Raw genomic sequence first — 14,196 nt, 5'->3', positions numbered from 1 at the left:
GTAGGACGGCTTAAGTAACATATAGTAAAGACGGCATTCCAGATTTTAGTCCATATAAGGAACAATATGCAAAATCAAACAAGTTTAATGGCAATCGAAAACATGATAATAGGATAGCAAATAAACAAATTGGCTATTCTGGTGACAAGGCCCTTCCTGAAAAGGTTTGGCATCATGTTGATAAAGATTATATGATTATTCTGGATGCAGATTTGCATAACAGTTTTCCTCACACTGGCAGTGCATCCGTTCTTATACATGGTAATATTTAGGAGTTAGAATGTTTAAATCAAAATATAATGTTCCCAAAAACATTGATAAACGCATTTCAAAGTTAAAGTTAAAAATAGATTCAAACAATTCTTATATTGATTTTTTGAAAAAATATAATGTTGTTGTTTTTGATAATGAAGCCAATATTGACTACTGTATTGATTGTGAGGGCGAGTCATTGCCCTTAGAGGTCATTTTGGGTTTTTCAAAGGAAGATAGAGAAGATTTATTGGCTACCAACGATGGCTATTTAAATAGGATACCTGAGGATTATTTTGCCGTAGCAACACTTAATTACGGCGATTTGCTTTGCTTAAGCCCAAATGGTGAAGTCTATTATTGGGATCATGAAGTGAATGATCTCTATTTTGACATGTCTGTAAAAAATGGTTATCTAGAACAAAATACTAATCTGAAGTTTGTTGCAAATTCGTTTGATGCCTTTTTATCAATGATTATTAAAAGTGAAGTTGAGGATGATTATGATCCTGATGAAGATGAATATAATAATCCTAACATTCCTTTCCCAGATGAAGCATTACCGTCAATGCTCAAATATTCAAAGTTTTTTTTTACGGCGTCAGAAAATAGACTCAAAATTTATTTAAAAAAATTGGAGTTATCTGAAAAAGGGCGCGAAGTACTCGCTAAATTTAAAGAAGAAGGACTTTTGTAAAAATAGCGTTAGTTAAAAACCGAAACAGTATCTTCCAAAGAAATATATAATGATTTCAATGGAATAATTTTTTAGTTGAATGGAATCTATTAATTATTTTAGATTCTATTAAATTTTATATATTTGGCTGTCCGGAAGGGATAACTGATGCAAACGGCGAATTATTCTGAGAATGTAGCTTTCAGTTATGGAGAAAGAAGATTCAGTAAATTGAGCTCCAATCAATAGAGCAAAACCTCGGATATCAGGAACAATATTTAGACGAAAAACTGGACTGCATTAAAATACTTTCAGGTATTATGATCCGGATATAGGTAGATTTACTCAACCTGACCCGATAGGATTGCTGGGTGGCTTGAATTTGTATCAGTATGCGCCTAATGGGTTGGCTTGATTGATCCATTTGGTTTAAAAGCATGTGGGGTAAAAAATAAGAAAACATCGTATGATAGTAAAAGTCGAAGAGATCCATTTAGACAGGTTAAGCACAATGCAGGTATACCGATGAATCAATAGCCTAGAGCCATTACACGACTATCTTTACGAGATGTCATGGCAATACTATGATCGCTAGAAACGATCAACCAATAAAGACTCGGCAATATGAATTTATTGATAAAAACAAAAAATCAATTTTATTCAATATTATAGTCTTTAGCACACTAAAGCAGAATCAGATCATGGTGCTGAGCCACACTTTAATGTTAGACTTTCAAATAACCTGAATACTGATCATGTTTCTGGAACTTATGGTCATTATAATTTCCCTTAAGGAATGGATATGTGGTTTAAAAACGCGTTAGGCAGAGAAAAAATTCAATTTATGTTTAATAATGAATTTAACTTTCAATCTATTGAATTAAATAGTGTTTCATTTGAAAGCTATTCTGAGGTGAAATGCCATTTAACTTGCAAAGAAATTCCCAAAATTTACCCTAAAAAATGGGATAAAGTTGAATTTAATGCATTAAGTTTAATTATTACTTTTAATGAGATAGTTCAGTTAAATATGTCTGGTTCAAGAGTTGGTTTTTTCTGTTCACCAACGATCACTTCTTTTACTGATTATTCTGAAATAACCGTTAAACATGATAAATTACAGCTTTACTGTAAATCAAAGTTTTTAATTATAGAAAGTATAACTCCCTATATAGATGAAAGATGGGATTAAAAATAAAGATGAAATAAATTTTCATTAAGTCGGTGCATCGAAAACATCCGCTAGACCTCGCAGGCCCCCTACAAGCGTACCCACTTCCTGTGGAACAACTTAACAATGATTCAGGAAACTAGCCCGAATCAGCACTGTAGCCTGTATATCTATACCGACCCAAACAGCTACGAACCACTGGTATGGATAGGCACAAACGGCAACCAAGAACAGCATATCCGCTATTACCACACCGACCTAAATGCCTGTCAGGAAGAGCTAACCGATACAAACGGCGAATTGCTCTGGGAATATAGCTTTCAGTTATGGGGAAAGCACATTCAGGCAATCAAACCCGAGCCCATAGAGCAGAATCTCAGATATCAAGGCAATATTTAGACAGAAAAACCAGCTTACATTACAATACGTTCAGATACTATGCTCCGTGAGAATTGAGTTGTTGGCGTGCACCAAGAAAGAAATTTTGGAAAAATGAAGCTAAAAATAATCCTAGTATGTATTCGAAAAATAATATTAAATTAATAAAGGAGGGTAAAGCACCCAAATTACAACTTGAAGTAATAATAGAAAATCCGGCAAAAAGGAAACCAAAAGATGTACAGATAGAATTGCGCCATAAAGATATTTTACAATAGGTTGGGGGTGACAATGTTCATAATCATGACAATCTTGCAAAATTAACTCCGTGGGAGCATGAAGCAGTTGCTCCGTATAAACATACTGATTATGATGTTATAAATATAATAAAGGATATTAATTAATGGTAAATATCAATGAAATTCAAGATTTTATAAATAGTGCATTATATAAAACAGCATTAAATAAATTGCAACAAAAATATAAAATTACGACAAACGGAGAAGAATTGCCATCGGTATTGTTCGAATATGATGCAAATAAAATCCATTTATCTGGCGCTACTTTATCTGATTTAGAAAACATATTGTCGAATAGTCTTACTTCTTTTTTGAAGTATATAGCAATTAAGTTAGTCGTCCTTCAAGATGAACCAGATGAACAAGAAGGAAATGATGAGAAAGATGTCACTATTTCAGTGGATGATCCCTATGAAGATTTTCTTATTATTCATTTATTAGAATATTATTTAATTACTAGCGATGCAGGTAACCTGATTAATTATCTAAAAAAAATCAAAATACCTTATAGTAAAAAATATTGTGAACAGTTAAAGAAAATATATGCATTACTTTAATAAAAAAGCTGGAAAGATCTTCTATATTTTTTCGGATTTTTTTGTTTTTAAATTCAGATTATATTTAAGCGACTTTAACCAATATTTTGCCAATTGAGCTCACTAATGAACAACGGGAAATAGTTTGGCGTGCCATTACTAGCTATACCAAACTATCCAGAATTAATGAAAAAATGATTTGGAGATTCTATGAGGCAATCTTTTAATGAACTTATTAAAATGGGGTCTTTGCCTTCAGAGGAGAGTTATGACATTGACTTTATTCAAAAATATCAAAATATTTTACATAACATTCAACCACCTTTATCAAATGAAGAAGCAACTAAACTAATTACCTTTTTTGGTAATAATGAAAGTTATGGATTAGCTTGGTCACTATTACATCTTATTGAATCGAGTGCCGATTTTTCAGTAGATAAGCAATTATTAGAAAATGGAAATCCATGGATTCAGCTATTAATAAAAAGAACTATTAATAAAAAGAACTATGAATAAATAGCCTCTAAATTGTAATAAATCCTCAATGTAAAGGTTATTTATTTGAAAAATCTCTAATACTTATAACGCTCGAACATTTTTTTAATCTTAGGAGTTCAAATTTTACTCTAAGCATTAAATTACTCGGGAAAATTTAATCTGTATCAGTATGCGCCTAATGGGTTGATTTGGATTGTTCCGTGGCAACTATCATTAGTTACAGTTGGCAACTGGATGGCAGCAGCAGAATATCAAGAAATAATAGATAGCGATAAAACAATACAAAACATAACAGGGACAACTACTCACATGGCTTACCTAGCAGATGTTAAGGCTTTTGATAAACAAGCAAAAAATGGAACTTTATATGTTGAATTTAATATTCCTAAAAAATTTATAATTCCCACAAATCAAGAATAAGCAAAAATAGTAGAGCCAAATTCTTTAGAAAGTCGCTTTGCACAACGTAAGGGAGTTCCTGTCTCTGAGGTGCCTAAAGCAAATAACATTCGTGTTAAAGTAGAAAAAATTAAAGGAAAATACAATCAATATGTTAAATAAATTTAAATTTTGGATATCCCAACATACTAACTATTCTTATGTTTATCATAAAAATGATTTATCAGAAAGTATCGTTATTGATTTTGAAAATGATATTTATATTGCCCGATTTACTATTTGGGATAATCTAAGTTGCATGTCCGAAATAATAGATTTAAATACTGATCAATATAAAATTAATAAAAGGGAAGAATTTACTTCATTTAATGAATTACTATCTATATTTAGAATTTTTTCAGATTATTTAACTATAAAAGATTAAAATAAAAAATATATTTTTATACATTTATATTATTAAAGATTTGACTGAATATTATAAACTATTGAAAAAATAGATTGATATAGGAGAACTCATTGATAATTTAATCTCGCTCAAATGTCATCAACTAAGCAAAACCAATGCCTTAGTTTGGTATGAAGCAAGAGAAGTAGTGTTAAAAAAACCTTATAAAGAAAATTATAACGGGCTTAAATATATAGACGCATTTAAGCTTTAATATTAACATGCAAATAGTTGGTAAGCTTTGCCTGCCACACAAATCTTAGCCTTATTGCACAGGCTTTTTAATTGAATTAATCTTGCAAACTATTTTAAAAAATATAATTATTACAGCCGCCCTGCAACACAAGCAGATTCGGCGTAATCAAAATTCGATTCTTCCTGATATCCACATCAAACGCAGCTACCAGTACGACAACCTCGACCGACTGGTAAACAAAAAATACAGCAAGCACAGACAGGCCGATTACTACTATGATCGCACCGGCAGAATTGAAGGCTGTCGCAACCACAGATACAGGAAAATCCCGCAATACGATGCCACCACCAACCTATTAGATCACAGACGACCAATAGAATTAGACCCTAGTAATCAGAACGTCATCTGCTGTAACCAGATCCTGAATTTCAGAGGACACCACTACCGCTACGATGAGCACGGTCAACCCCATAACAAACAAACCATCGGTGCCCCCAGCACCACCACTACGACGACTACCCCCTGAGCGAAGTACGCATTGAACAAACAGACCGCAGCCAGCGTTACGGCGGAGTCTACGACGCCCTTGGCCGGCGTATCGAAAAACATCAGCTAGACAACGCAGGCACCCCTACAACCGTACCCGCTTCCTGTGGGACGTGTTAAAAATAATTCAAAAAACCAGTCCGAATCAGCACAGCAGGTTGTATATCTACACCGGCCAGAACAACTACGAACCACTGGCGCACATAGATAAAAAGGGGTAATGCCCCCGAAATAGTCATGAACTTCCATACCGATCTGAACGGTGCATCAGAAGAGCTTATCGTAGCAAGCGGTGACATCGTCTGGGAATGCAGTTTTCAGCTCTGGGGTAAACGGATTCAGGAAATCGAACACATATCAATACAACATAACCTCAGATATCAGGGACAATATTTAGACAGAGAAACCGGCTTACATTACAATACTTTCAGGTATTATGATCCAGATATAGGTAGATTTACTCAGCCGGATCCGATTGGGTTGTTGGGCTGGTTTAATCTGTATCAGTATGCGCCTAGTGGGTTGATTCGGGTGGATCCGTTTGGTTTGAGCTGTAGTTTTAATAGTAAGTCGAATCGTTGGCGTAATAATGAAACAGGACGTTTTACCAAACGCCCAACTGATCCATCAGAATTAGCTAGATATGGGAAGGTAAATAAAGCAGACATAGATGCATGGGCCACACAAAGAGGAATACCAAATACTTGGCATGCAGATCCTAAGCGTTTCCCGAGTGGAGAGTTTAGATATGAAGGTCAAGGGTACCAAGTACATGGACATGGAAATGGCATAGATCCTACTACAAAAGCAAAATGGCCAACAGCTAACTCAGCAAATGGCCCAACGGCTAGTATTAAAAATACTATAAATGGGCAAAATTATAGAACTGATGGGATATGGGGAACATTCAAATCAGATCCTAACAGTGCACATATTCCCCTTAACGGATCATTTTATTAAGGTAATTAATATGAATTTACAAAAAATAAAGGATAGAGTTTTATCCCTCCCAACCATAATGGGTATATCAGAAGAAATATTAATAATTAAAGAATTAATGATCATTAAAACTGATGATTTAATCCAAAATAAAGATATTTTTCGATTTATCTTAGATTCATTAGAGCTATCTCATACAGACTCTGGTTTTATGGAGTTAACAAAAGAGAATGAGAATATCTTTATTGATTTTTATCATTGGTTGAACCGAATAAATGACCAACTAAATATGAATATAAACATTAATATCATAGATTCCTTTAGCTTATCTGTTGAAGATGTTAATAAATTGATGTCACCATATAAATAAAAGGAAATATAAAAATGAACAATTATTTAAATTTTAAATAGAAAAATCAACTAGAGTGATAGAATTAAATACTGTCTAATATTTATTTTGGCAAGGATAATTGAATTTTTCATATATACTAACTAGAACAGCTACGAACCACTAGCGCAATAGGCATAGACGGCAACCATGAACAACATATCCGCTACTTCCCACACCGACCTGAATGGCTGTCCAGAAGAGCTCACCGATGCAAACGGTAAAATACTGTGGGACTGCAGCTTTCAGTTATGGGTAAGCGAATTCATGAAATCGAACACATCCCGATACAACAGAACCTCAGATATCAGGGACAATATTTAGACAGAGAAACTGGCTTACATTACAATACTTTCAGGTACTATCATCCGGATATAGGTAAATTTACCCAGCCGGATCCGATTGGGCTGCTGGGCGAGTTTAATCTTTATCAGTATGCGCCTAATGGGTTAACTTTGATTGATCCATTAGGATTAGCACCATGTGCTAAAGTAAGTGAGTTCGATCGTATAAAAAGTGGCAAAGTCTATACAGTTATTAGACAAGGCAAAAACATATCTTCTGGATTGTTTTCACTAAACCCTAATAATATAGAAACAGTTGTAGGACATGTAACATCAGAGATGTCGTTCTCCATCTCAGTTTATATCTGCAACCAAAGATTTAAGTATTGCTGAAAAATGGGCTAATAAAATTGGAACTAGAATAGTTGAAATAGACTTAAGTAAAATTTTGGGTGGAACAATTGATATATCTTTTACTAAAGGTCTTGACCTTTTAAGTAATCAATTTAAAGACGATTAACTAAAGGTGCTTGAGAAGCACTATTTGACTGCCCTATACCAACAAATGCAATAAAAATAATTAATTAGGTATTTTATGAAAATTATAAATTCTGATGTTCATGAAAAGATTATCAGTGTAATTGAAAAAATTAGATTACAAGATAAGTTAGATGAAAAAACAATTAATGATCTCTATACTTCACTGGATGAAATGGTAACTCATTATAAAGAAAAAGATCTTATTTCAAAGGAATTGGCATATAATCTTTTAGTCCTGCATGACAATTTAGAGGGCGCTTTAAAATTTGGCTCTTATGAAGACATGAAGTATATAAGTAATATTAATTCAAAATTAAGCGAATATATTGAAAAAATATTTCTAAGTTAAAAAACTGAAATTAAATCAGGATGATTAGTGGCACTACCACTACAACGCCAACTACCGCTTGAGCGAAGTACGTGTTGAAAAACATCAACTAAACAATGCAGGCAACCCCTACAATCGTGCCCGCTTTCTATGGTTCGGCTAAAAAATGATCAGAAAACCAGCTCGAATCAGCACAGCAGGCTGTATATCTATACCGACCAAAGCAGCTACCAACTACTGGCACGCATAGATAAAAGAGGTAATGCTCCGAAAAAGTTATGTACTCCTACACCGTTCTAAACGGTGCACCAGAAGAGCTTACCGTAGCAAACGGTGACATCATCTGGGAATGTAGCTATCCGCTCTGGGGTAAACGGATTCATGAAATCGAACACGACTCAGTAGAACAAAACCTCAGACATCAGGGACAATATTTAGACAGAAAAACTGGGCTGTGTAAATACCCCAAACTTAGTACATAACTCACGTAGAAAATCACGCTGCTTGTTTTAGTGTTTTATACTCAATCGGTGTCATGTTATTTAATGCCTCATGCGGTCTTTCGGTGTTATAAATGGTTAGCCATTCTTCGGTTACCTTTCTTGCTTGTTCTAGATTATTAAATAGATATAAATCGAGTACCTCAGTGTGATAGGTATGATTAAATCGTTCAATATAGCCATTTTGATATGGGCTACCGGACTGGATATAATCAATGGCTATATCATGTGATTTAGCCCAGTTTATCTAGATAACGGATAACCCTCCTGCAGGTAAAATAACTGCAATATCAATTCTTAACGCCTCACGATTAAAGTCATCGATGACATTGAATGTTCTAAAGCGACGTTGATTGCAACGACTATCACTCATACAATCCATTGACCAACATTCGCCTTGTTTATTGGGAACCGATAACTTTTCTGGCGCCCGAGGTGGAATTCGTTGTTTTCGTTTTGTTTTAAGATTAAGCTTTAGCTCACAATACACCCGATATACCCGTTTATGATTCCATTGATAGCCGAGCTTTCTGATACGATTAAAACATTTAGGAAAGCCCCAGCGTAAATGCCGGTCTGTGATAGCATTCAACACCGAAACAATCACCGAATCATCCTGTAACTTAGATTGATAATAGTAAGCACAACGGCTTAAGCCAACAATGGCACAGCTCATAGCAATAGTAACTGAATGATTTTGTTGTAGTTGCTGTGCCCACGTTTTACGTGCCTCAGTTGGCACTAAAGCTTTTTTATGATTTCTTCCTGAAGCTGGGATTTTAAGCTCAGTTCGGCAAACATCTGCTTAAGCTTGCGGTTTTCAGCCTCTAGCTCCTTTAATCGTTTGATATCCGGCGTTTCCATTCCGCCCTATTTTTCCCGCCATTTATAGAAAGTTGAATTACCCATGCCCTATTTACGGCACAGCTCTTTAACGGGAATACCCGCTTCAGCTTCTTTTAAAATAGCGATGATTTGATGTTCAGTCATTTTTTTCATAATTAAATCCTCTTTTACTTTTATCATAGAGAATTTTCTACTTTTTGGCTGTACTATTTTAGGGGATAGTTACAAATGCTGTTTGATTATTATTTTTAGTCCAATTAAAGTTTTTACCAAATTGCATATCAAAATTGTTTATTGGTTTTACTTTTAATGGGAAAATAATTTCAGTATTTCTAATATTAAAATAATCCATCATCGCCACCGGATGAATAAACCATGCCTTGCCGTCTGCGGATAGATTGGACAGTTTAGGCGTATTGGCATCAGTGTTTGCGGTTGGGTTTTGAGCTTGTGCCTGTGCCACTTCTTTCCACCACAGTGACGGTTTAATGCGTTGCTCTTTTTCCAATTGCCAGTTGTTTTTGACATGCTCGTGGGCTTCGTCCAATTTTTTCATGACAAAGTCTCGATGATAGGGCTCGATTATGCCTATTTTATCTAATATCGCTTCAATAGACTCTTTTTTTTGTTGCTTTTCTTCTTCAAACAGCTCATCTATCTCATTCCATTTACTTAATGCTTCATCGGCATACCATTCACTTTCATATTTTACCAGTAAACGCCCTATCAGCTCTGCGGCCCAACTTCGGCGTAGACCTTCCTTTAAATAGTTATCCGTAAAAGAAGGTAAGTGTGTTTTTTTTCGCTGATTGGAATAACGCAAAGTTCCCGTTAAGATTTGATGTAATTCCTTCATCGCTGGCGTGTAATCTTCTAAATCCAATTTCGCCACTTTATTTTTGCCAATCTTGTTAGATAATTCACTTATCGAGGCTTTTTCTTCTATCGTTTCAAACCCAGGCCAGTGCCATGGGGAAATCCCCCCCTAAAATTGCTTTAATATCTATCGCTAGCCTATAACTACAACAATTTATTAGAAATGTTTATCCTTAAATTCTAATTGGCTAAGATGTATATACCCCGTTGTAGTTCTATCATTAGCTAAACCAACATATAACCATTCTTGTTTTTTTTCTCTATCAATAAATTTCGAATATAACTTGATCACATCAGTTTTATTCGGTAGTGTCATGATAATAGAAGATTTTATATCTGGCTTATTTAATAAGTTAACAACTTTTTCTGAAGACTTTGTATAATAGTGATTTTCCAATAATTCATCATGACTATAGGAAATTACTTTTTTTTTATCCTCTAAAACAGTTATACCCATGTTATAATATTCATTCTTCTCCAATCTCTCTTTTAACTGGTTATCTTTGTTAAAAAAATCCGTCAAGTATTGATAGGCTAAGTGTTGGCTACGTTCTAAAGTTTCACCATTACTTTGTAGTTGACTACGATATTTAATTAGATGAATTAATACTTTATCTTTAGTAGATTGTGGGATTCTTACCTTTTTTCCTTGTATACCAATGTCTTTATGTTCAACATTCCAATTAACAAATAAAGATATCAATAAACCACGAAAATAAGCTTTATCCAATAGCATGTCATTTAAAAAACGCTTTCTGTACCCTTTTAATTCGTTATTATAAAATAAAAAATGCCATTTATACTCGTCGGAAATATATGGATTCACAACAGCTGTTTCATAGAGTAAAGCATCATTTTCATAATTAAAGTTAATCACGATTTCAGGTAAATAATCATACTTATGATTTAATATATATTTTTTAGCAGAATCATCATCATTAAAAAGTAGTTTATTATAAGCAACTAACTGTTGAACATATTTATTATTTGAATTATCTAATATTCCATTCGTAAATGAATTCGTTAATAAACAAGAATAAATAAATTTACCATTATTTGTTATGCCATAATAGTTATCTTCACCTGTATATGTTTGACAAATATTTTTATTCTTGCTGAGGCCAGTATCTGAACCAAAATAATCATCAATTTTTTGTTTAAATTCTTCTAAATTAAGTAGTTGATAATGTTCTTGCTGAAGCATTTTTGAAATCATATTTATAGTTTTATCTGAATAATTAGCTGATGCAAACTCTGATTCTGTATCAGCCAACACATTTATTGAAAAAAGAGCGAGAACTATAATAAGTTTCTTTCCTATTTTGTTAATCATTATTATTTAACCTAGTTAATCATGTTTATTGATACATGCATTCAATTATTATCGTTATATTCTAATTGACTAAGATGAACATAACCCTTTATGGAGGGGGAGTCCTTTAATTTGACATATAACCATTCACCTTGTACATTAATTTTGATAAGATCTATATCATTTAATAATTTATTTATAATCGGTGCTTTAGAATTTGGTTGGCTGCGGAAATTAATATAATTATCATTTGATTTCGTAATATAGTGATTTTCTATTAGTGTGTTTTTACTTTCCGAAATGACTTTTTGTTCTTCAGCGGATACTTTTAACCCCATATTATAAAAATTATTTTCCTTAAGCCTTGATTCAAGTTTATTATCTATTTCGTAAAAATTAATCAGGTATTGGTAGGCTTTACGTTGGCTATCGGTTAAACTTGCTTCCTCGCTCTGATGCTGACTTTGTAATTTAATCAGATGCAATAAAGCTTTATCTTGTGATGCTGAGGTAATCGTAATTTTTTTATTTTCTGAAATAGGAATTCCTGTTGGGTAAATATACCAATTATCGGACAAATCTTTTAATAAAATTGAAATAACATGTTCACCCGATTGTATATACAAATCATTTAATAAACGTTTCCGATACCCTTTTTGTGAATTGTTATAAAAAATGAAATGCCACATATTTCTCAGATCGTCATCCCATACAGGTAATGAAACCTCATATAACAAACTATTTTTTTCATAATTGAAATAAATCACAACTTCTTGCAACGAATTTTTCCGATTTGATAAAAAATAGTTTTTTACAAAAGTATCAGTATTATCATTAAAAAGTAATTTATTATAAGCAATAAGATGAGGAGAATACTCATTATTAGGGCTATTTAATAACTCTAAACCCTGCTTAGGAGTAAGCGGAACATCAAATCCTTTGTATTCACTCATCAGAAATGATTCTGTGTATGTTAGTAAAAAACGTCCATTCTTAGTAAAACAGCTATAATCATATTTACTAATCATATATTGACAATCAAATGTTATTGTATCCACATCAATACCAAAATAATCTAAACTTCTTTGTTTAAAGCTCTTTTCGCTAGGAATTTTATAACCTTTGCTTTTCAAAAAGTCAGAAACTATACTGACTTCTTCGGCAAAATCTCTTTCTGCCCATATATGCATTAATTGATCTAACTCTTCTTTTTCAGTTTGAGCTGAAACTATTAACGTAAAAAAAGCAAAAAAAACAAAACAGGGGATTTTATTTAGAATCATTGTGTTTTTACTCTCCCTTTTCTTACAGTGTCTTTAGGATCGGGAGCTAAACCATAATATTCATAAACATCTTTTATATCTCCAACATAATCTTCTATGTAACAATATATTGTTTTACCTTCACTTTTTAACCTAGTATACAAAGCCCCTAACTCTTTCATTGCTTCATTATAAACCCGAATACACCCATGAGTGTTCATAAGATTACCTAAATCTTCCAAAGATTTTCTATAATACCCTGAAGTATGCCCAGAATGTATGCCTATTCCATCTCGTCCATTTTTAGTTGCAGTTAAAAATTCACCACTATCTCCGATTAGTTCAATAAATCCATAATTACCAAAACTCCATTCACCTTTATGCCTATTTGGATAATATGTTGTCTTTGTCCTACCAGTAGGTGTATCGCCATCTCCACTTGCTTTTGTACGATTCGTACTAGTCCCAAGACAAAGTGCATGAGTTTTAAAATAAATTTCACTTCTATCAAATACAATTAAAGGCCCCTCTAATCCACGGTGCGAAGGTACAATGACATTTATATAAACCTCATTATCTTCTGGGATATATTTTTCATCAAATGTTGTTCTAGTTTTAATAACATTAAAATAATCTATCATCGCCACGGGATGAATAAACCATGCCTTGCCGTCTGCGGATAGATTGGACAGTTTAGGGGTATTGGCATCAGTGTTTGCGGTTGGGTTTTGAGCTTGTGCCTGTGCCACTTCTTTCCACCACAGTGACGGTTTAATGCGTTGCTCTTTTTCTATTTTCCAATTAGTTTGAATATATTTAAACGCTTCGTCCACCAACTTGAAGGCATAATCACGTAGGTAAGGTTGGGTGATGCCGAGCTCGTTTAAGCCTGCTTCAATCATCTCTTTTTTCTGTTGTCTTTCTTCTTCAAACAAGTCATCAACTTCGTTCCATTTGCTTAATGCTTCATCGGCATACCATTCACTTTCATATTTGACCAGTAAATGCCCTATCAGCTCTGCGGCCCAACTTCTGCGTAGCGCTTCCTTTAAATCCCTTTCTGTAAAAGTAGGTGGCGGTAGACCTTTTTTTCGTTGTGTTGAATATATCAGTGTTCCTGTCAAAATTTGGTGTAATGCGTGCATCGCTGGCGTGTAATCTTCTAAATCCAATTTCGCCACTTTATTTTTGCCAATCTTGTTAGATAATTCACCTATCGAGGCTTTTTCTTCTATCGTTTCAAACCCAGGCCAGTGCCATGGGCTACACCGTTTGATATGTGCTTGCGCATTGTCTTTTATATTGACCCAACCGTGTATCATTAGGCTTTGCTTATCCAGTGCTGTCACTTTTACCCATGTTGTGTTGTCTTCATCTATCGCTATCAAGCCGTCATGCGCTAATGCATTGAGCGATAGGGTGCGTGAGCTTAATACCGTATTTTTGTCTTCCTCTGTAGGGATGTTCGCTAATGATAACGGAAAATCATGCCAATAACTTGCGCTTGAATTGAGTTGACCATCTT

General features: G+C 33.8%; 16 protein-coding genes and 5 pseudogenes. 16 read left to right on the top strand and 5 right to left on the bottom strand.

What is annotated here, in order from left to right:
* The first annotated feature begins 280 nt into the window (after positions 1-280).
* The 16 genes and pseudogenes from A9G47_RS05520 to A9G47_RS05470 all read left to right on the top strand — a co-directional run bounded on the left by A9G47_RS05520 (position 281) and on the right by A9G47_RS05470 (position 7,896).
* Complete coding sequence (locus A9G47_RS05520) at positions 281-949, top strand: SMI1/KNR4 family protein (protein ID WP_065580226.1); 669 nt, start codon at positions 281-283, stop codon at positions 947-949.
* Positions 950-1,176: 227 nt separating this feature from the next.
* Positions 1,177-1,361: pseudogene (locus A9G47_RS14915) on the top strand (RHS repeat-associated core domain-containing protein); the annotation flags it as partial.
* 258 nt (positions 1,362-1,619) lie between these two features.
* Positions 1,620-1,721 (top strand): annotated as a pseudogene (locus A9G47_RS14910) (HNH/endonuclease VII fold putative polymorphic toxin); the annotation flags it as partial.
* A 9-nt stretch (positions 1,722-1,730) separates the two neighbouring features.
* Positions 1,731-2,120, top strand: coding sequence for an Imm50 family immunity protein (locus A9G47_RS05515; RefSeq protein ID WP_065642382.1), 390 nt, complete (start codon positions 1,731-1,733; stop codon positions 2,118-2,120).
* 105 nt (positions 2,121-2,225) lie between these two features.
* Positions 2,226-2,498: an RHS domain-containing protein gene (locus A9G47_RS05510; RefSeq protein WP_065642381.1), complete on the top strand. Its 273-nt coding sequence runs from the start codon at positions 2,226-2,228 to the stop codon at positions 2,496-2,498.
* Positions 2,499-2,551: 53 nt separating this feature from the next.
* Positions 2,552-2,755: a hypothetical protein gene (locus tag A9G47_RS14905; RefSeq protein WP_176700659.1), complete on the top strand. Its 204-nt coding sequence runs from the start codon at positions 2,552-2,554 to the stop codon at positions 2,753-2,755.
* A gap of 125 nt (positions 2,756-2,880) precedes the next feature.
* On the top strand, positions 2,881-3,333 hold the full coding sequence (locus A9G47_RS13540; protein ID WP_081303534.1) for a hypothetical protein: 453 nt from the start codon (positions 2,881-2,883) through the stop codon (positions 3,331-3,333).
* 189 nt (positions 3,334-3,522) lie between these two features.
* The gene (locus A9G47_RS05500; protein ID WP_065642380.1) at positions 3,523-3,828 is read left to right on the top strand and encodes a hypothetical protein; all 306 of its coding nucleotides are present in this window, start codon (positions 3,523-3,525) and stop codon (positions 3,826-3,828) included.
* A 165-nt stretch (positions 3,829-3,993) separates the two neighbouring features.
* The gene (locus tag A9G47_RS05495) at positions 3,994-4,230 is read left to right on the top strand and encodes a TreTu family toxin (RefSeq protein WP_442903232.1); all 237 of its coding nucleotides are present in this window, start codon (positions 3,994-3,996) and stop codon (positions 4,228-4,230) included.
* A gap of 130 nt (positions 4,231-4,360) precedes the next feature.
* Positions 4,361-4,633: an immunity protein TriTu family protein gene (locus tag A9G47_RS05490; RefSeq protein ID WP_065567519.1), complete on the top strand. Its 273-nt coding sequence runs from the start codon at positions 4,361-4,363 to the stop codon at positions 4,631-4,633.
* A gap of 317 nt (positions 4,634-4,950) precedes the next feature.
* Positions 4,951-5,376, top strand: coding sequence for a hypothetical protein (locus tag A9G47_RS13930; RefSeq protein WP_141673581.1), 426 nt, complete (start codon positions 4,951-4,953; stop codon positions 5,374-5,376).
* A 257-nt stretch (positions 5,377-5,633) separates the two neighbouring features.
* A pseudogene (locus A9G47_RS14900) lies at positions 5,634-5,885 on the top strand (RHS repeat domain-containing protein); the annotation flags it as partial.
* Positions 5,886-5,927: 42 nt separating this feature from the next.
* The gene (locus tag A9G47_RS14895; protein WP_442903236.1) at positions 5,928-6,356 is read left to right on the top strand and encodes a hypothetical protein; all 429 of its coding nucleotides are present in this window, start codon (positions 5,928-5,930) and stop codon (positions 6,354-6,356) included.
* A 10-nt stretch (positions 6,357-6,366) separates the two neighbouring features.
* Positions 6,367-6,705 carry a hypothetical protein gene (locus A9G47_RS05480; RefSeq protein ID WP_065580222.1) on the top strand — a complete coding sequence of 113 codons (339 nt, stop codon included), beginning with the start codon at positions 6,367-6,369 and terminating at the stop codon, positions 6,703-6,705.
* Positions 6,706-6,897: 192 nt separating this feature from the next.
* Positions 6,898-7,211, top strand: a pseudogene (locus tag A9G47_RS14890) (RHS repeat domain-containing protein); the annotation flags it as partial.
* A gap of 391 nt (positions 7,212-7,602) precedes the next feature.
* Positions 7,603-7,896 carry a hypothetical protein gene (locus tag A9G47_RS05470; protein WP_065642378.1) on the top strand — a complete coding sequence of 98 codons (294 nt, stop codon included), beginning with the start codon at positions 7,603-7,605 and terminating at the stop codon, positions 7,894-7,896.
* A 474-nt stretch (positions 7,897-8,370) separates the two neighbouring features.
* Here A9G47_RS05470 and A9G47_RS05465 read toward each other — a convergent pair.
* From A9G47_RS05465 to A9G47_RS05440, 5 genes and pseudogenes are all read right to left on the bottom strand, one after another.
* Positions 8,371-9,374 (bottom strand): annotated as a pseudogene (locus A9G47_RS05465) (IS3 family transposase).
* Between the two features lie 58 nt (positions 9,375-9,432).
* Positions 9,433-10,113 carry a hypothetical protein gene (locus A9G47_RS05455; RefSeq protein ID WP_065642377.1) on the bottom strand — a complete coding sequence of 227 codons (681 nt, stop codon included), beginning with the start codon at positions 10,111-10,113 and terminating at the stop codon, positions 9,433-9,435.
* Positions 10,114-10,254: 141 nt separating this feature from the next.
* On the bottom strand, positions 10,255-11,430 hold the full coding sequence (locus A9G47_RS05450; RefSeq protein WP_065642376.1) for a hypothetical protein: 1,176 nt from the start codon (positions 11,428-11,430) through the stop codon (positions 10,255-10,257).
* A gap of 41 nt (positions 11,431-11,471) precedes the next feature.
* Positions 11,472-12,692, bottom strand: coding sequence for an SH3 domain-containing protein (locus A9G47_RS05445; protein ID WP_065642375.1), 1,221 nt, complete (start codon positions 12,690-12,692; stop codon positions 11,472-11,474).
* Positions 12,689-14,196, bottom strand: a 1,508-nt coding sequence (locus A9G47_RS05440; protein WP_141674818.1) for a L,D-transpeptidase, incomplete at its 5' end; no start/stop codon positions are given. The genes A9G47_RS05440 and A9G47_RS05445, both read right to left, overlap by 4 nt.

The organism is Gilliamella sp. WF3-4 (assembly GCF_001690275.1).
Taxonomy (GTDB): Bacteria; Pseudomonadota; Gammaproteobacteria; order Enterobacterales; family Orbaceae; genus Gilliamella; species Gilliamella apicola_C.
This window is presented reverse-complemented; position numbering and strand designations above follow the sequence as displayed.